Source organism: Oceaniferula spumae (assembly GCF_042849255.1).
Classification (GTDB): Bacteria; Verrucomicrobiota; Verrucomicrobiia; order Verrucomicrobiales; family Akkermansiaceae; genus Oceaniferula; species Oceaniferula spumae.
The window spans coordinates 1,884,826-1,904,594 of the sequence record NZ_AP026866.1 but is presented as its reverse complement, the minus strand read 5'-3'; the positions used below and the strand labels follow the sequence as shown (position 1 = coordinate 1,904,594).

The following is a 19,769-nucleotide window of genomic DNA, read 5'->3' as shown; positions in this document are numbered from 1 at the left end:
CAAGTTGTTAAAGTGATTATTGAGACAGCGTGCTATTTATCTGAAACTTGAGAGGCGTATTTGTCCCAGATCATCTTTGCGGTGGTGACTGGGTTCCCTTCGGCTTCGACTGGGAAGGTGGTTTGTTCGTTGACCCATTTCTCGGCTTCGGTGCGGATGATGTCATCCACTGGGACTCTGTTGCCGTGGTCGAGATGATCGGCGAGGGCGTCTAGGTAGACTTTCCAAGTGCGCTGGTTGTAGTCGGCCATGAGACCGCCGTATTGGCGCTGGGCGTAGCCGAAGAGGGGGGAGTTTTTCGGTCCCCAGAGGGTGATGATGCGGCGCAGGTTGCTTTGCCATTTGGCGCGCTCCTCGGGGGTGGCGTCGGTAGTTCCGGCGTTGAGTGCGAACTGCTGGTAGTAGCCGAACTGGAACATGCGGTGGCTGCGTAGCAGGGTGTCGGTGTCGCGCAGTGCCTGATACCAGGCGTCGCAGGCTTTCTGGAAGCGGAGCTTGTCCTTGGCGGCGAAGGAGGCACGGAGTTCGACGTGCAGGTTTTGCTGGGCGATGTCGGACATCACTTGGCGGCCGAGGTCGACGAGATCGTAGCAGTAGGTGTCTTTTTCCCCGAGTTCGTCGGAGGCGGCGAGCAGGTGCTTGAAGGCTTCACGGACATTGGCGGTGTTGTAGAAAATGTCGGCACGGGCGAAGCCTCCGCCGTTCTTGGCAAGCGATGGCGGCATGGCGAGGAAGTTGCCCTGCGGGCCGTGGCGTTTGTCTTTGCACTCGTAGAGGGTGGGCACAAGGATTTGCCAGGCTTTGAGTGCGTTTTCGTTGCGGCTGCCGTAGCGGGCGTGCACGTAGTCGGCCACCCACTGGTCGATGTTGACCGGCTCGTTGCGCCAGGTCATTTCGTAGAGCTGCTCGTAAACGATCGGGTTGTTGTCGCCGCCTTCGTTGGCGGTGCCGATGCCGGTGAGTTTTCCGGCTTCCGGGTTGTCGATGAGCTTGGGCATTTCCACGCCGACCTGGGTTAGGCGGCCATACATGCCTTGCTTGCCGCCCCAGTTGTTGAGGATGCACCAGAGCCAGGGTTTGCCGGCGAAGGCCTTGGTGCGGCTCCACTGCGGTTTGGCATCGGCGTAGAGATCGATGAGCACCATTTGTTCGTCGGTGACGCCGGAGAGCAGGGCTTCGATGCGCGGCTGGTTCCAGAATTTGCTGTGCAGGAATAGCCAGCTCTGCATGAACCAGACGGCCTTGGGGTCGGCGTCGGCCATGGATTGATAGACGGCCTTGGTCATGGCCTTGAGGTATTCGGGATCGGCGGAGGGTGGATCGGTCTCGATGAAGGTGTCGGCGGAGTAGAGGTGGGCGGTGCCGAAGAGCTTGGTGGATTCTCTAACAAAACGTGCACCGACGTCGCGGAACAGCGGGTCCATGGGGTCGAGCACATAGACGCCGGGGAAGCCTCCCCAGGATTTCAGCCGGGTGACTTTGGCGTCGGGGAATTTTGTTTTAAATCCCGGCGGCACGTGGCCGGTGAAGGCGGGCAGCACGGGTTTCATGCCGAGCTCGAGGGCGCGGGCCATGATTTTTTTCTGCAGGGCTTCCTGCGATTGATACCACGACTCGGGGTTCGGGCCGCCCATGCCGTCGAGACAGCCCATGAGAAACCAGCCGGTGTAGGGTGGCGCGGCGATGTAGGAGGCGATTTCTTTTTCAGGGATGCCGAGATCGCGGTAAACGTTGCGGCAGACGACGTCGGCGCCGACCGCCATCAGCGGGGCGTTGATGCCTTTCATCGCCATGAAGTCGAGCTCGCGCTGCCAGCGGTCCCAGCCCCAGAATGCCATGGTGTAGCCGTAGGTGCAGTAGTTGAAGGCGTAGCGGTAGGTGTGCGGGGTGGTGCGACGGATTTTTTCCTGCACCACGGGCAGTGGGTTCGGCAGGTTGAGCTGGTCGCCGCACCAGGAGATGTGGGCGTGGCAGTGGTATTTGAGATACCAGTTCAGCGCGGAGGCGATGCTGAGGCCGTTGTTGCCTCGCAGGACGATTTGGCCGTCGCGGGATTCGATTTCAAAGACGTCCTTGCCGTTTTCTGCGGGGAGGGTTTCGCAGATGAAATGGGCGGAGTGGTCGGGTAGCACGCGCTGGACGAGGGCGGTGGAGGAAGATACGGCAGAACTTTCCTGCCCATGCACAGGAAGGATCGCGAGGGCGGCGAAGGTGAGGATTTTTAAGACATTCTTCATGCTGTGAAATACCCTCTTCATTTCGCGGGCACGAGGCGGATCATGACGGGGAGACGGTTGTCGTTGCCGTCGTTGCGCATTTTGGGACCGGCGAGGAAGTGGACCTGGGTGGTGCCGTCAGGGTTGATGAGGGTTTCGCAGAGGGTGTCGGGGTCGGATTCCGCGTAGGCGCTGTCGAGTTTCCATGCACCGCGCAGGGTGAGGATGACGCGGCGGACCTTCATGGGATGCGGGTTGAAGTAGCTGAGGGCGCGGGCGCCGTCTGCTTCTTCGCGGATCATGACGAAGGAAGGTGAGGAGGAGGAGATGAGGTCTCCTTTATCAGTGAGTTCTACTGCTTTTCCGTTCGGGTCGGGTTCGACGGTGTGCGGCAGGTAGGTGTCGTGCGCGGGGTTGGTGGTCGGGTGGAAGATGGCGTAGCCGGTGGCCTTGCTGGCGGTGTCGCGCAGAATGTGGGCGACTGGGTCACAGCGCCAGACCGAGTAGGCTGGGGTGTCTGATTGCAGGGATTTTACGAGGGCTTTGGGATCTGTTAGAGCGTCCTTTTTTGCGGTGCGGGGGATGATGGAGTAGATCAGCGAAGCGGCGTCGGTGCCGTCGGGCTTGTTGTGAACGATCCAGCTTTTCTCCCAGCGGCCGGTGTTGTCGTCGCCGGTGAAGTCGTATTCCTGTGTGCCGCGGCGGTAGTGGAAGACGGCGTCCTTGACCGGGTGGACGACCCAGGCGTTGCCGAATTGGTCGTTGCGGACGAGGTAGTTGTCGATTTTTTGATTGGACTCGGTGTCGTCGAGGAAGGGAACGGGCAGTTGTTTACTGTCTTTGGCGGTGCGTTTTTCCGCTTCCTCCTTGGTGGCGTCGAGCGGCCATTGGAAGAGGGTGGTGAGGATGGGTTTTCCGACGCGGTCTTCGTCCTTGAGGATCTGGATGAAGGCGTGGCCTTTGACGTGTTTGGCATCGTTGCTGAAGCGCTCGATGTTAGATGTTAGGCTGGTGATTCTGTCGCCGAAGAAGAAGTAGGATTTGTAGCAGCCGGGTGCGGGGCCGCGGTCGAGATCGACGGCGAGCATGCCGTCTGTGGCTGGTGTGTTGGCGTCGACGGGTGGCAGGTGGGTGCCGCCTCCGGCTCCGTTGTTGTTGGTGATTTTGCCGTTGCCGCCGCGCAGTTTGAGCGACTGGCCGGTGCGTGGCTCGCTGGTGGTGCCGGGGGTGAAGGTGTGGTTGTAGCCTTTGTTGACGATGTAGCGTTCGGCGCGCTGTTCGCCGGGGGCGCGCAGGTAGAGCGAGCCTGCCTTGTGGTAGAGGGCGTAGCCTTCACCGGCTTTTTGGAAGTAGACTTCCACCCAGGAACCGAGCGAGCGGGACAGTCCGACGGCGCAGGCCTGAAGTTCGTCGAACTGACGGAGGGCGAGGGTGGCGGTGTTGACCGTGCGTTGGCGGCGTGGGTGGACGGATGACCAATCGACGCCTTCCTTTTTGGCTTCGGCGGCGACTTTGCTGTTGTTGATGGTCCAGTCGAGTTGGGCGAGGCTCTTGAGGTTCCAGTTGCCGGGTTTGTCGCCTTCTCCGAGTTTGGCGGTGGTGTTGAGTGCTTTTTCGGCACTTCCAGCTCCGAGCGGGGTGCCGGTGCGGGCGTTGGCGTTGAGAGGCACGATATTTTTGTAGTAGCGCGGCATACCGAGTGAGGTGGAGAGGATGCCGAGGCGTTCGATGCGGTCGTAGCTTTCGCGGCTGAGGTAGAGACCGAGTGACAGACTGTGCTGGATGAAACGGTCGATCGCCCAGTAGCTGTAGGAGGCGTAGGAATAATGCATCAGGCCGTGGTGTCTCGGGCCGCCTTCCTGGCTGATGCCGGAACTGAGGCGGAAGACGCGGTCGGCGTAGTCGGCGCGTTCTAACAGGTGGCGGTATAGGGTGTCGTCGTCTTGGAAGAGGTTCAAGCCACCCGCTGCGTTGGCGCTGTAGCGGAAGACGTCCATGTTCTGGTAGGGCTCGATTTCCCAGCGATCCTTGAGGCCGACGAGGATGAAACGTCCGAGTTCCTCGGTGTCCTCGGGTGCCATGAGGTGAGCGGATTTGGAAATGGAGGCACATGGACCGCCGAGTTTTTTCCGCTGGCGGAAGAGCGAATTCATAGCGCCACTGTTGTGGGATTCGATGCGAAGGGATTCGGCGCAGTGAGCGGCGAGATCGCGGATCAGAGGTTCGATAGCGGCACGGTCTTCGGCGGTGCGGGCTGACTCGCGCCATGCCGAGCAGAGGCTGTGGAGTGAGTGGATGGCATGGGCTATCGTTGACGCTCGTTCAGGGTGATCCTTTGGTATGCTGACAAACAAAGGGTGGCCGGTGACCGAACCGTCAGCGTTGCGCTTGAGGTTCATCTCTTTGCGCCAGAAGTTTTGAGTCTCCTCGAACTTCTCGGGGAAGAATTTCTTCTTCGACGGAGGGTTCGGATTGAGCTTGCCCAGTTGCGTGCCTTCGCCACTGGCGCGGAAGCGTTTGAGTGTTTCTTCGGGAGAGACGCGGGTGAAGGCGGGGTTGATGTCTGGGCGGTGGGCGTAAACTTCCATCGGGCGAGCCATTGAGTTGCCATCGCGAAGGATGAGGTCGGCGATGATGAGAAAATCCATGCTGTTGCTCGGGGTGCCGACATGGCTGAAGGTGGAGAAAGATTGCTCCCAAGTGACCCGCGCACGCCAGAGCCAGTTGGCTGGATCGGGGTCGACGAAGTCATCGCTGACGAAGGTGAGTGACTTGTGTTTGGTGCGCAGGGAGATCAGTGAGTTTTCCAGAGCTTCCCAGTCGTCGCTGAGTTTGGCGGGAGGGTCGACGACGATCAGTTGGTGCCAGTCGAACTGATGGCGGTGCCAGGCCTTCGGTGCGAGGGCGGCGAGGGCAAGCGCGCTTTCGGTGTCCGCGCCGGCGGTGAGCATGCCTGGTGAGTTGGAGAGTTTCGAGCCACGTAGCATGCCGAAGACTCTCTTGAGCTGGTCGGTGAGTTTCTCGGGATCTGCGGTGATGTTCGAGGGGAAGTTGAGGTTGACGAGGTAGTAGCCACGTTCAAGAAGCAGTGCGACCCAGGGTTTCAGGGCTTCGTTGTCCAGTCCAGCAGGGGCGTCGATGAGGAACCAATGACCGCCAGCCCTTGGGTGGCGGGGTTCGATGATTTCGAGACCGGTGTCGGCACTCGTGATGCGTTGGTGGCCGGTGCCGTAGGGTTTGGCGACCGTGTCCTTGCCAAAGCGCTTGAGTTCGGATGAGAGGCCGGGTGTCGTCCGCGGGATGATGAGGGCATTGCGACCGAGGCGGACGAGGGCTTCAATTTCGCCTTCTCCTGCACTGGCATCGGGGCTGCGGGGATCGTGGAGGATGACTGCGGCGGCGGGTTTTTCGGGCTTTTCTGCGGGTGCTTGGTTGAGCCCGGCGACGAGGGCGGCCATTTTGGTGAGAGTGGTTTCGTCGGTTGTCGGATCGGGCAGGAGGTTGATGCGATTGAGGTGGGGGAGTTTGCGGGCGTCTGTGACGGTGGCTTTGAGATCGGTTTTGGAGTCTACGCGGACGAGCAGTTGCTCGGTGTGAGTCAGGCCTTTGCCTGCGGCCAAGTCCTCGCGGGTGACGGATTTGATCTGATAGAAATTCCCTACGGTATCTGAGAGGGAGTCGATGAGTTGCGGCTTGGCATCGACCACGGCGATGCGTTCGACGTAGTTTTCTGCGTGGGCAGTGAAGGATGCACTGAAACAGGCGATGGCTATCGTGGTGAGGAATTTCTGGGTTTGTGTCATGATGAGTATGTTAGGTCCGCGGTTTCAACTGGGGGTTAGTTTCAACAAACAAGGGGGAGGAACGCGTCCTCCCCCTGTGTGATTTAATTAATCTGCCTTGATAGCGACAGGTATTTATCTGCGACGACGCAGGAGCAATAGTCCGCTCAGCGAGGCAAGCAGTGCAGATGATGGTTCTGGAACAGCGTCTCCTTGGAAACGGAGTTCGGATCCACCAGTGGGATCAGTATTGCCTGAATTAGGGGCCTCGATGAACTGGATGTAGAAATAGCGACCTGTGATGGGTGCGGACAGGTTGTAGTTGGTAAATGTGTCACCTGCCGTGGTGAAATTTAAGGCTATGGATGCATCCGCCGGACCGGCTGGAGGAGTGAGAGTAAACGCGGTAGTTTCACTCGCCCAGATATTGGCCGTGGTGTGTTTGTCGCGATCCTGGTTGTTGCCGAATTGGCGCTGGCCGTATACCAAGTCAGTGATGATGTAGACCTGATCGAGTTCGAACTCGACAACCGGATTGGTGGCGTTGGCTGCCCAGGAGCGACCGGAGTCGGCATCCGAACCTGGATCGTCACCGATGTTGAGGTTCTGATCAAACAGATTGTCTGCGCCGAAGTCACCTCCTGCAGCACCAGGGCTACCCGAAACGCTGGTATAAAGCGATCCGTCTTGGGAAATGATGGCGGCAGTAGCAGGCATGATTAGGGAAACGATGCCGCAGGCGGTAATAAGAAACGGGTTTGTTTTTTTCATGGAGATATGTGGTGGGTTCGTAATTCAATACCAACATACACCGAAAAAGGGATCACTGTCTTCGCTGAAAAGGTAGTGTGATGTAGCAAAAAATGCCAAATCATCGATTGAACTGGTATGTAAGCTGCTTGTTTGAAGTAATAAGTCCGAGGATGTGCATATCCCTCGAAAGTTCTCCACACAAAGCTTTGTAATATGATTCAATTGATCGCTATGTTACCACGCCACCTGCCAGTTATAGGACTATCTGCAGCCGTATTCATGACGGCTTGTAGTAAAAAGGAGATTATTTCAGCGGAGTCGTCGAGGGGAGATTATGAGGTCGCGGATTCAAAGGCAGCAAGTCATGGACAAATCGACTACAACCGCGATGTTCAGCCGATCCTTTCTTACTATTGTTATCACTGTCATGGACCTGACACGGCGACGCGAGAGCCGAAAGGGGCTCCGCTGCGGTTGGATTTGCGTGATATGGCCTTGTCGTATAAAAATGAACAAGGCGTCAAAACTATCGTACCTGGCAAGCCGGATGAGTCGGAACTGATCCGTCGTATCGAGTCCCATGATCCGGATCTGTTGATGCCACAGGATCCGGAAAAGAAGCTTTCAGGAGAACAGATTGCTCTGCTGCGTGAATGGATCAAGCAGGGTGCCGAGTTCCGCGATCACTGGGCGTTTGAGAAACCTCAAAAAAAGACGCTGCCTGAAGTTGAAAACAAAGGCTGGGCGAAAAATGCCATCGATCACTACATCCTCGCGAAGCTGGAGGAAAAATCCCTCACCCCCAATGGCCCGGCTGGCCGATCAGAGTTGATTCGCCGCGTAACACTTGATCTAATAGGTCTTCTTCCTACTCCGAAAGAGGTCGATGATTTCCTCAATGACCCGGCGGATGATGACGCCGCTTACGCGAAAGTTGTCGACCGGTTGTTAGCCTCGGACGCTTATGGTGAGCATCGCGCTCGCTTCTGGCTGGACTATGCGCGTTACGGTGACACCCATGGCATTCATGTCGATGCCTACCGTACCATTTGGCCGTATCGTGATTACGTCATCAAGAGCTTCAACGAGGACAAATCGTATGACCGCTTTACACAGGAGCAGCTGGCTGGTGATTTGCTGCCTGATAAATCGTTAGATACCGTGGTGGCGACTGGTTTCATCCGAGCCGGACTGGCATCCTCGGAAGGCGGCACCATCACCCAGGAGCTTTGGGTGAATAACAAACGTGAACGCACCGAGGCCTTTGGCACGGTTTTCATGGGCATGACCGCCAACTGTGCGGTATGCCACGATCACAAATACGATCCGTTTTCCGCAAAGGATTTTTACTCACTCACCGCCTATTTCGGAAACATCGATGAGAAGCCCTATCACAACGATATGGACAGCTGGGCGCCTGTGGTCACCATTCCTAACAAAGACGACCGAGCTGGGTATGATCGACTGGTTGCTGAACTCAGCGCAGCCGAGAAGAAAAAGAAAGAGACGCTGACTACGGCCGATGCACAGATTGCAGAGTGGTTGCGATCTAACAATAAACCGGTCAAAGTCGATAATCAGGCTCTCGCGCATCACTTCCCCATGGCTGAGGGAAAAGGAGAAACGATCAAAGACGCCGTCACCAACAAGTCTTACAAATACGAAAGCGCACCTCCGCTGTGGGATGAATACCCGCTGCTTGCCAGTTCGTTCCGCATTGATAACAACACGCGCTATCCGATGGCGGACGTCGGAAAACTAACAGCTGACAAGCCGTTTTCCATCTCCACTTGGATTCGCTGGAATGAAGCTCCCTTGGGGCAGGGGTCTATGACTGGTGCTTTGCTCTCGCGCATGGATACGGGTAGTGATTTGAAAGGGTATGACCTTTTTCTCGCCGATGGAACGGTGATGGTTCATCTCATCTCTGAGTGGTCGAAGAAAAATGCGGTCGTCGTAAAAGCTGCACAAAAAATTCCACGCACCAAGTGGGTTCACATTGCGGCTAGTTATGACGGCTCCAAAAAGGCGGCTGGGATTCAATTGTATCTCAACGGGGAAAAGGTAGCCACCCAGGTGGTTGTCGATAAGCTCAGAGGTGAGATCGAGATCAATAAGCCGTTTCACCTCGCTCGCCGCGGTGGCCCGGATGATAAATCCAGCCCGCTGCGTGGCACGGCGTTTCAGGATCTGCGGATTTACAAGCGACTGTTAGGACCGGAGGAAATGGCGCGACTGCCGTGGATGGACCCCATTGCCAGAGTCGCCGAGCGCAAGCCGGACTTCCTTAAGAAAGACACCGATGCGTGGACACCCTTCGAAGTCGATGCAGCGCGGAAACTTTATTTCGCCAGCAATAACAAGCTCGATGCCTTGAATACGCGTATCACTGAAATCAAGAAACAGATTGCGGAGCTTGAATCCAAGGTGAAGGTGCACCACTACCAAGGAGCGAACAACATCAACGAAGGTAAAAAAGTCAGCGATGATCTTGCCGCGATGTATCAAGGCAAACTCGGAGCGCAGACACTCGTTTGCCGGGAAAAAGACACTCCGGCTTTTGCTCACCTGCTAGATCGGGGTGACTACAACTCACGCGGCGAGCGACTCTATGCGAATACTCCTGATTTTCTGCCATCGCTGCCGGCGGATGCGCCGAAGAACCGGCTCGGACTTGCCCAGTGGGTGACCATGCCGGAAAACCCGCTCACTGCACGGGTGACGGTGAATCGAATGTGGCAGGAAATTTTTGGCACTGGTATCGTTGAGTCCTCGGAGGACTTTGGCATTGTCGGCGCGCGCCCGACGCATCAGGAGCTACTCGACCACCTCGCCATTGATTTCCAAACCGGTGGCGGTGACTCTAACAAAGCATGGAAGCTCAAGCGCATGTATCGGATGCTGGTGATGTCGATGGCCTACCGTCAGAGCAACCGGATTTCAGATGAGATGGTGGAGAAGGATCCGCGCAATCTTTTCTACGCCCGTGCTCCGCGTTATCGCATGGACGCCGAGACATTGCGTGACGCCGCGCTGCAGGCGGCTGGTTTGCTCAATCGTGAGAAACTTGGCGGGCCGTCGTTTCTCGGCTACCAGCCGGCGGGGATTTGGAAGGACTCCTATCCCTCGTCCACCCACTTTTACAAACAGCACCGCGCGCCGTTGATCTATCGCCGCACGCTCTATCAGTTTGTCAAACGCACTGCCCTTCATCCGGAGCTGGGGATTTTTGATGCTACAGACCGTCTCATCGCCTGTGTCCGTCGCGACCGCACGAACACACCGCTGGCGGCCCTTGCGCTGCTCAATGATGTGACCTATCTTGAAGCGGCACGAGCGCTTGGAAACAAAGCCCTTTCCCATCACAAAGACACCCGAGAACGGCTCAATTACATCGCCAAACGCACTTGGTCGAGAGAGTTGGATACCGAAGAGGTGACTTCGCTCACCAGTCGTCTCGATGAAATCCGGAAGCTCATCACTGCGGAAGAGGCTGCCCATCTGGTCAAGTATGGTGAAGCACCGCAGCCGAATGGCATCGATCCGATCGAAAGCGCCGTTTGGATGAGTCTGACCTCCACCTTTTTAAATAGTGACGCCTTCGTTAACCAATAACCCTTCCTTAAACCGTGCACCACGAATCTAACAATCACATGCCTTGCTCCGATAACTTCGGTGAGGGCCCGACTCCTTGGGATATGCCACTTCCGGACGAGCTTCGCCATCAATGGAAAGACGGCTACACCAGACGGCATTTCCTGAAAAAGGCATCGCTCTCGCTCGGTGGGCTGGGTCTTGCGCATCTGTTAGGTGGTAACAAAGCAATGGCCGGAGGCAGCCTTGAAGCGCCGCATCAGAACCCATCGGCTAAGCGCGTTATCTCCCTGTTTATGGCGGGTGGGCCTCCGCACCAAGACATGTTTGATTACAAACCGCGCCTCGCGGAGTTTGCCGGCAAGGACATTCCTGCGAGCATTCTTGGTGCCGATTTCAAACCATCCGGCATGACCGCCGGTCAGTCGCGCTTCACCGTGCGCCCTTCCAGTTTTAAATTCCAAAAGCATGGCAAGAGTGGGCGTTACGTCTCCAGTGCACTGCCATACACCGCGAAATGCATCGATGATCTCACCATGATCCACTCGATGTATTCGGATGCCATTAACCACGAGCCGGCGATTATGCTAATGAACACGGCGAACATGCTGCCTGGTCGGCCCGCGCTGGGTGCTTGGTGTTCGTATGGTCTGGGATCGCTCAATGAGAACCTGCCGTCCTTTGTGGTGCTGAATTCTAATCGCGTTCCTGGCACCTCCGGTCAGCCGGTTACGCCGCGACTGTGGTCGTCCGCTTTCCTCAATGCCAAACACGCCGGTGTGCCGCTGCGCGCGGGCCATGATCCGGTGCTCTATCTCAACGACCCGCGCGGCATGAGCCGAAAGCTGCGACGCTCCATTCTCGATGGCATCGAAGAAATGAACCATCGCACGCTGAGTGAAATCGGCGACCCTGAGACCAATGCGCGAATTGAGCAATACGAGATGGCCTACCGCATGCAGATGTCTGTGCCCGAGCTTTCCGATCTGTCCAATGAACCTGCCAGCACCTGGCAGCTCTACGGTGAGGATGCAAAGAAACCGGGTAGCTTTGCCTACAACTGCCTGATGGCGCGCCGACTCGCCGAGCGCGGTGTGCGTTACACCCAGGTTTACCAACGTGGCTGGGATTTCCACGGAGCGCTGGATCGGGATCTGAAACGACTCTGTGATGCCACCGATCGCGGAACCTATGCACTCCTAACAGATCTCAAGCAACGCGGTCTGATGGATGATACCCTCGTAGTCTGGGGTGGTGAGTTTGGCCGCACCACCTACTCGCAGGGCGATGGTCGTGACCACCATGCCAAGTGTTTCACCTCATGGCTTGCCGGAGCGGGTGTCAAACCGGGTATGACTTACGGTGCTACTGACGACTTTGCCTTCAATAACATGGATCCTGATAAAGCTGTGCACCCGCGCGACCTGATTGCCACGATCTGTCACTGCCTCGGTGTCGACTCCAACCGCCTGACCAAAGTCATCAACGGTGTCGATCTCAAACCCACCGGCGTAATCCATCCACACCTGATCAAAGACATCCTCAGCTGATGGGCCTTCTGTGCTTTCGGCTTAATCCCGCTTATTTCCCCACGCTGACCACCTTGGTTCAAGCCAAGAAGTTGCCGAGACAAAGATGGTCGGTAGAGATCGGCTCGTGAAGTCAGATGATGATTGCTTTGACGTGAGGTCGATGAGAGCAACAATCAACCAAGAAAACATCTCTTTCTAGACAGTTCTTTTTCGCTGACCCAGTGCTGCTGCGGTGAGGCCCAATACCAAAAGCAGAGCCTGGCTCGGCTCAGGGACGGCGACGACCGGGGCGGCGACGACCAATGCAGTCAGGGCTCGGTCGTTGATGCCGATATCATTGTCATAGTTGATGAGAAAACTATAGCGGTCTGTCACAAAAATACCGTCGTCTCCAATGTTGCCAAACTCGACGCCGTTGTAGTTGCCGTAATCGATAAGCGTAAATTTATCTCCCTTTCTCAATAGGACATCGTCGTCTACATGCAGACCAAACTCTGCCATGCCTGATCCTATGTTAAAGCTCGTGGTATCGATGCGGCCGGAATCGATGAAACCGGTGCCATCATCACCAATGACAAAGTTAACCCAGGCAGAGTCTTCTGAACCGGCAGCTATAAACAATGCGGCCCCGCTATTGACGTTATCGATGCGGCCGCCCCGACCGAGAGATATAGTTGCTTCACCTGCACCATTTCCACCACGGCCAAAGACTAACTCGTCGGCGACGGTCATAAGCGTGCCGTTGCCCGTGACGGTAAGCGTGCCCGAAGTTGCGCCAAAGGCGACGAAAACGTCGTCAGCGGTAGCTCGGGAACCGCTCTCCATGGTGAGGGTGCCCATGCCGTCTCGACCCACAAAAATACGTCGGTCCGCAGAGATCGAGGAACCACCGCTCATGGTGAGCGAGCCTGTTCCGCCATTGCCAATAAAGATGGCCGCGCTCGCATCAATACTGGCGTTGCCCGAGAGTGTGCCCTCGCCGTTCGCTCCGTTATTTTCACCGAAATGCACCCTGGCAGTGGTGATGGAGGAGTTGCCTGACATTTCCAGCGTGCCTTGCCCATTGGTGCCGATACTTACACCCGTGCCTTCCAATGCAGCGTTCCCTGACAGAGTGAGGCTGCCGATACTACTGTCGTCTCTACCCACGAAGAATGAGCCATCTGCCGAAATCTGGCCGTCGTCCCCCAGGGTCAATGCCCCCACCGAACTACCTTCGGATCCGACGTGAACATCCTTTAGAACGCTTACCGAGGCAGAGTCTAATATTGTCATTTGACCGTCGCTGCCATCTTGCGCGCCAATGTAGAGATTGGTTAGAGGGTTCGAAGTGCCTACAGTGAGGCTGGAGGTGCCTGACATTTCCAATTTGCCCGTGCCAGAATCGCCAACCGTTACGTAAAAATCTGAAGTCAGACTGGAGGATCCCGTCATATGTAATTCTCCTTCACCGGTTGAATCCACACCGAGGCGCAGTTGCTGCACATCGCCCACCTGGCCGGCGAGAAACATGGTGCCGGAACCGGCGGCGCCCAGATCAAGAAAGCCGGGATCGACGTAGTTAATGCTACCGCCTTCAGCCACTGTGATGGTGCCCTCCGAACCCTCGAGATGGCCCGCAACCATTTCCAATGTCCCGCCGCCTTGTCGTTGCACACGGACGACCCCGCCGCTTTCAACATTGAGTGTCCCCGTGCCGCTTTCTCCGATGTAAATCAATCGCCCAGTATTGACGGTGGCCGTTTGGCTGGCACCGCTTACCGTAAGGGTGCCGTTTGATCCAGCTTCGCGTCCTACCCAAATATTGCCGGACTGAAACAAAGAGACGCTCGCCCCATCACTAACAGTGAGGTTGCCAGTTCCGCTATCGCCAATCGTTAGATCTCCAAAGGTATCGGTGCCGGCGACCAGGGTGGAACCCGGGCCGGTAATCACACCTGTGCCCTCCCCAGTCGATTCACGACCAAAAACGATGTTTGTCTCAGGTGTGTAATCACTGCCGGAATCTACAGTAAGCGAGCCTGCTGAGTCATCTCCAATGACGCCCGGTTGCCCATTGGTAGAGCCGCCGTCGGCAGTATTACCAGTAATAACGATAGCGGCTTGCGAAGGAGTGTAGGTTCCCGAAATTATTAGGATAGTTGCTATGGATGTAATATATTTGTTATCGATTATTTTTTTCATTGTACTGAGGATATAAGTTAGAGGGGCGTATTCCGTATTTTTTGACATGAGTTTGAGGCTTGTTTCCTTGTGGTTTTGGTTTGAAGCATTTGCTTTTTTAAATTCGTTCAGGAAACCGGTACCTTGTGCCGCGACCAAAATGAGAGGGAATGTCGATTCCGCATTCTGCAGCAAAACCGGGTCAGCCATATTTTTAAGGATCTGTGGTGATGCTGGTTCCTGACGAGACCTTTACCCGGTAGAAGCGGCCGTCCTCTCCAGCGAGGATCCCGTAGATTTGCGTCACCCGTTGATAGCCGTCGCCGAGGTCTTCCGTTGTCGCGTTGACCGGCAGGTAGTTAAGGCCGAGTTCATCTGGCGTGAACCATTGGCTCAAATCTTCGCTGGTGCGGACTTCGATCTCCAAGCCGGTGTCGTTGGCAATTGGCTCGACGAAGCTAAACGCAATCGTGTTTCCCGCATTTCCCTCGCCGATGGCTGGCAGTCGCGTGCGATCGATGTTCACCCCGTTCGGGTCGCCAAGACCAAAGGCGAGGTAGAGGAGATTCGGAATGCCATTTCCCGACCAATCTTGATCGTCGTCCGCGCCGTCTTCGGCGAGACCGTAGATATCGCGAAAGGCGACCAAGGCATTTTCGTATCCGGTATACACCAGCGCATAGTCGCCACTTGATTCTGCAAGAACACTATACCAATTGCCGCTTTGCTGCGAAGGTGTATCGCTGATGAGATGCCACTCATCACCCGAACCCGCGCGATAGTAAACTTGCAGATTCTCGGTATCGACAACACTGCTCTGATCAAAAGAGAGTAAAGCCGGTTTAGAAAGAGAAATAGAATAACTTTCGACCACTCGGCCAAAGTTGATCTCCGCAATATTGAAGTGATCAACAGAGAAGCTTTCCATGCCTACGCCCTGCTCAAAGGCAGAAACTAGAGCTCCACCATTAAAGGCCAATCTTCGCCCACTGAGATCTTCGTTGAGCGAATTTGATGCCGAGTTCTCAATCGCATTCACAGCAAGCTCTCCCGTAGCAATATCCCAGCTACCACCAAATGCCTGATAGCTTCCTGATCCCGAAAAACCGTCGGCGGAAATGGCCGGGGAATAGGTGCCAGCAGCGAGTTCCGCTCCGGCGAAGAGGCGAAGCGAGCCATTGTTGACGAGAGCCCCGCTGCCGTCGTAGCCGACTTCCAACAGGGTAGACTCAGCGGCGAAAATATTGATCTCGCCTGAAGCCTCGCCTGATACCGCGATGTTCAACGAATCCCGCACTCGTGTGGAGGCTTGGTTCCGAATCAGAAGATTTCCTTCCCCTGCGTTAGCGACATCCAGACCACCGCGCACCGTCCACCTTGAACCGCTTCCCTCAATCGTCGCATTTCCGACGCCGGTCGTATCATGTCCCAATGAAGCCGCACCGGTGCTCAATACCCCGCCCAGAGTTACCTCCAGGGAACCGCGGCCACTATTTCCAATATAGGCAGCATTGGAGTTGGTGAATTGAGTCCCGGAGTCCTTGAGTCGTAGAACTCCTGTGCCGCCCGCGTTACGGCCAATATGAAGGGTCGAACTTGTTCCGGTCGCACCGTCTTCCATTTCGAAAACGGCTTCACCTTCAAGGCCCAGATCGAACTCGTTGCTGATAGTCCATTTGCTTCCCGATCCGGAGACGAGTGTCTCGCTGTAACGTTGCATTCCCAATTCCGCAAACTGTGCATTCAATGACGCTCCGCCCACTATCTTCAGATAGCTAGGAGCTACGTTCGCCGTTTGGAATATCCGAGTCATATTCCACGCCGAGCCTTCTCCGGAGATCAAGACATGGCCGCTTGGTGCACCATTAAGACCAATGTAACCGAAGTGGCTTTGAACTTCGCCACCGTTTAGAATATTCATCTCTCCATAGCCACTGTTGCCCACGACCAAACTCTGCGAACTGACCAAACGGCTGCCCGTATCCCTCACCGTCAGATAACTTTCTGAGTTGCGCGAACCACTAAAACGAACTGCACCAGACTGCACGACACCTCCTTCCGAAATAACTATCTCGGTCGTGCCACGCCTACCCAAATTGATCTCGCCCGCCTTCCAGACCGACCCTTCACCTTTGACTTCCATCCGCGCGGTGGAGCTGGCCCACTCAGAGAGATTCGCAACGCCTGCGTGCACTAGAGAAGCGCCATTAGTGATGGAAACTTGGGCATCTCCCCATCCTCCGATTTGGAAGATTCCATTAAGTTGAAGCCTCGACTCATTGCCATCAAGAACGACTATTCCAGAACTCCCGCTCTCCAAGCCAACATAACCATTTAGGACACCGCCCATCGTCCCGCCAGAGGCAACACTCAAACGTCCCACTCCATGCTCCGCCACAATCAGGTCACCGGAACCAGTGAAAATCGAGCCGTCTCCTTCTACCGATAGATCGCCCTCGGCATTCGCGTGTCTTCCTAAATACAGAGCGTTGCTAGACATTGCTCCTCCGGTAGCAACCAAGAGTTCGCCATCCGCGAGATCGCCGACGCTAAGATCGCCGGAAATCGACCACGATGAGCTAGCCCCCGACACGCTCGAACTTTCCAATACCCCTGGCGTTAGGCCTATACTCCCTGCTGTGCTGGAAATTTGCCCGCCATTCAACACTGAGATATTTCCTGAAAGGGGAGCGAGCCCCGTGCTTACATCCAGATGAACGTCAATTGTTCCTTCACCATTCACTAGCTGGAGCGAAGCCTCCGATTGCCCGTCGAATGTAAAATTATAACCAGTCCCGAATACGCCATTCGCATTGATTGTTCCCGTTCCGAGAAGCACATCCGAATCTGCGTGCAGTGCCTTCGTGTTCAGTGTGCCCATGTCAAATGTTAGACCGCTGCCAGAATAGACGATCGTCGAAGCACCGATATCGACGACCGCTCCATCAGCGATCTCAACCGACCCCACATTTCCAGAGCCTACATTCAAATCAGCATCGACCGTAAGCACCGAACCCTGTCCCGATATGACTACCGAGCCAGCACCCGTATCCTTCTTGGACACGAAAACTTCATTTGCAGTAGCAGTGGCACCACCGCCAATACTCAGGACTGCCGCCCCCGCATCACCTACAATCAACTGCTCTGAAGCATCGAACGTTGTATCCGATCCATCGATGCTAACCTCTGCTGAAGCAGTCGAACTCTGTGCAAGAGTTACGTTTGTCGCAGTCAGCGACCCATCGTTCTTGATATTGAAAATTGCACTACCTCCCTGCCCGGCGATGAATTCTCCGGTCGAGATTGCTCCTCCATTAATATTCGCTGTTCCCGTTGCTGTAGTATTTTGCCCAAGGACTAAGAGTCCCGCGTCAGCGTCACTACCCGAGCTAATGGACATCGAGCCGGCTCCTGATAAGCCGACGATCATGCTGCCAGTCACATCAAGCAAGGCATCGGCGCCCTCTACTTTTAGGCTGCCTTGACTTCCTTCCGAGTTCCCCAGGACCAGCTTTGTCGCATCCAAGCCCGTCCCGGCGAGAACCGATGCAGCACCTTCTCCCAAATCACCCAGAGTGAGTTGATTTGAGATACTCAGCGAGGTTCCAGAACCAGCAAGCGTGAGTTGATCCGACTCACCAACCAAACGCCCTCCAGTCACATCGACCGCGGTTAGCACCGCGCCATTCGCCAATGACAGCGAACCGGTATAGGCCGGAATGTTGGTTGCATCCAGTGTCGCAGAAACGAGGTCGCCGCGCCCGTTGTCGATCAACTGCGTTCCGGCGTTGCTACCTAAAAATTGGAAACTGAAACCTGATCCAATCACACCACCTAACTCCAAACTTCCTTGCCCCGAAAAGTCGATGGCATCTCCCACGAGCAGCTCCGTCTTGAAAGTGCCGTTGTTAAGTAAAATAGAACCCGTATGTGCACCATTAGGATCAATCGAAGTTGTTCCATCTACCTGCAGTGTTGCCCCGCCGGAAACTTCTACCGATCCGTCGCCTGCTTTTGCCACTTCAAGGGATTCGGAGATGGTGAGTTCGGTCCCCGCTCCTGAAACATCAAGCGACTGCGAAAGTATTTCGTCGTTACCAATGGTGGCATTTTGAATCGTAAATACGGCGCCGCCTTCAACCACCGCGCTACGATCCATGACAAATCCGGGATTTGCAGTTAGGTTAAATGTAATCGCATCGGAGCGATCATTATCGATCAGAAAGCTGAAGACGTTCGACCCATCAAAAGTGTAGCTCGTTGGAAATCCGTTTCCGGCGTAGCCGTTCGCATTGATGACTCCCGTGCCTTCAATTTCGTTTGTGTCTGATATCCAGTTTGACGCATTAAGCGTTCCACCATCGAGAATCAATTTTCCGCTACCGCCAACTCCGTGTACATCGATACCAGCAAAGCTACCAACATTAACAACGCCTCCGTCTCCGATCCTAAATGTTGCCACTCCCAAATAGCCAATCTCCAAAGTGTTCTCGATGTTCCAAACGCTTCCAGCCCCAGTCACATTAACATCGCCGATCACACCCGCGTTCTCACCGACATATAGCGTGTGCGAGGTGATTGAACTCCCTCCATCGACAATTACGGATCCCGGGTTGTTGAATCCAACATAGACAGTCGAGTTGAAACCTGTTCCCGTGTTCCAATAATCATTGTCCGGTGTAGGAGTGGTGTCCCCGATTGCCTGAATCGCGGCATGAACACTAAGAGGTAGAACAACTGAGAGGGTGTAGGAAATGGCACGAAGATTCATAGTAAGGATGGTTAGAATGAGTTGGGGGTGAAGCAGAGGCTTCAACAGTCCCTACGGACTCTCGGAGATACTGATTCCGGAGAAAGGGGGAGGCGGTAAACCGCTTTGTCTCGTCATCGACGATCTCGAAGGTGTGGGTGACGCGCTCGTAGGCGTCGCCGAGATCCTCGGTGTTAATATTGATGGGGGAGATATCTGAACCCCAGCTCGTGTAACGTCCTCCACTTATTGAGATCATCGCTGATCGTGATATCATACCGCAGAATCGCGGTTACTGGTTCGCGTTGCAGACGAAGCGGGGGGCGATCTTAGAATAATCCATGTGTGTGCTGGAGGAAGAGGCTGCAGGGAAATTCAACGGTGATGCTGGTGTTCATAAGTGATGATGTGTGGTGTTTTCAGTTGTTTAGCATGGTGAAGATTAAAGTAAGATGAATGCCGGTGAAGTTTCTGATCTTTGTAAGATCTGAGCTGAGATTTTATTGCTGAAGGATAAGGACACCGAAAAGAGATACTGCGGTGAGTTAAGCACTGATGAGTAATATGCAGACCATTGAATGATTGCCTGCTTTGGCTGGGCCTCGCGATGTCGCAAAGATAGCCATGCTGACCAATTAGAGAGAAGACGCCTTCAAGTATGTTGAGCATGAAGAGCGAGTGATGATTTGGCGCCCGGGCAGGATGGGAGCAGCAGTATTTTTGCTGAGGAGAGCCATCGACCTCATCATTGATTCGAAGCTCAACGAGATTGATGGGACAAACTCGATCAGAAACGGCTGAAGCCTGACTCCATTACACTTAACCAATGTATCAGTGATTACATTGGTCGATTCACTCAAGGCCGAGGAGGTCGTCAACTGTCTGTTACCTCAAGACCAAATCACCCTGTTTTCCAAACCACTCAAAAACGAGTCGTTGGAAAATATGTTTGCCCTCTATGATGAGTATAAGGGCTGAA

8 protein-coding genes are annotated in these 19,769 nt (G+C 55.2%); 3 read left to right on the top strand and 5 right to left on the bottom strand.

Translation table 11 applies throughout. The features are described from left to right. Positions 1 to 32: 32 nt before the first annotated feature. The 3 genes from ACSPJT_RS07920 to ACSPJT_RS07910 all read right to left on the bottom strand — a co-directional run bounded on the left by ACSPJT_RS07920 (position 33) and on the right by ACSPJT_RS07910 (position 6,769). Positions 33 to 2,237 (bottom strand): alpha-N-acetylglucosaminidase, encoded by a 2,205-nt coding sequence (locus ACSPJT_RS07920; RefSeq protein WP_435895835.1) that lies wholly within the window; start codon positions 2,235 to 2,237, stop codon positions 33 to 35. A 17-nt stretch (positions 2,238 to 2,254) separates the two neighbouring features. Further along, positions 2,255 to 6,019, bottom strand: coding sequence for a hypothetical protein (locus ACSPJT_RS07915; RefSeq protein WP_435895834.1), 3,765 nt, complete (start codon positions 6,017 to 6,019; stop codon positions 2,255 to 2,257). Between the two features lie 114 nt (positions 6,020 to 6,133). Further along, positions 6,134 to 6,769: a hypothetical protein gene (locus ACSPJT_RS07910; RefSeq protein WP_435895833.1), complete on the bottom strand. Its 636-nt coding sequence runs from the start codon at positions 6,767 to 6,769 to the stop codon at positions 6,134 to 6,136. A 213-nt stretch (positions 6,770 to 6,982) separates the two neighbouring features. Here ACSPJT_RS07910 and ACSPJT_RS07905 point away from each other — a divergent pair, with 213 nt between their 5' ends. Beyond that, a complete protein-coding gene (locus ACSPJT_RS07905; RefSeq protein ID WP_435895832.1) occupies positions 6,983 to 10,366 on the top strand; it encodes a DUF1553 domain-containing protein in 3,384 nt (1,127 codons plus the stop codon). A 38-nt stretch (positions 10,367 to 10,404) separates the two neighbouring features. Beyond that, positions 10,405 to 11,895 (top strand): DUF1501 domain-containing protein, encoded by a 1,491-nt coding sequence (locus tag ACSPJT_RS07900; protein ID WP_435895831.1) that lies wholly within the window; start codon positions 10,405 to 10,407, stop codon positions 11,893 to 11,895. Between the two features lie 177 nt (positions 11,896 to 12,072). On the opposite strand, the gene ACSPJT_RS07895 is transcribed toward ACSPJT_RS07900, so the two are convergent. Then, positions 12,073 to 14,061 (bottom strand): PEP-CTERM sorting domain-containing protein, encoded by a 1,989-nt coding sequence (locus tag ACSPJT_RS07895; RefSeq protein ID WP_435895830.1) that lies wholly within the window; start codon positions 14,059 to 14,061, stop codon positions 12,073 to 12,075. 193 nt (positions 14,062 to 14,254) lie between these two features. After that, on the bottom strand, positions 14,255 to 18,811 hold the full coding sequence (locus ACSPJT_RS07890) for a beta strand repeat-containing protein (RefSeq protein WP_435895829.1): 4,557 nt from the start codon (positions 18,809 to 18,811) through the stop codon (positions 14,255 to 14,257). Between the two features lie 813 nt (positions 18,812 to 19,624). Between ACSPJT_RS07890 and ACSPJT_RS07885 the strand changes: the two genes are divergently transcribed. After that, positions 19,625 to 19,768 (top strand): hypothetical protein, encoded by a 144-nt coding sequence (locus ACSPJT_RS07885; RefSeq protein WP_435895828.1) that lies wholly within the window; start codon positions 19,625 to 19,627, stop codon positions 19,766 to 19,768. The last annotated feature ends 1 nt before the right edge of the window (position 19,769 follow it).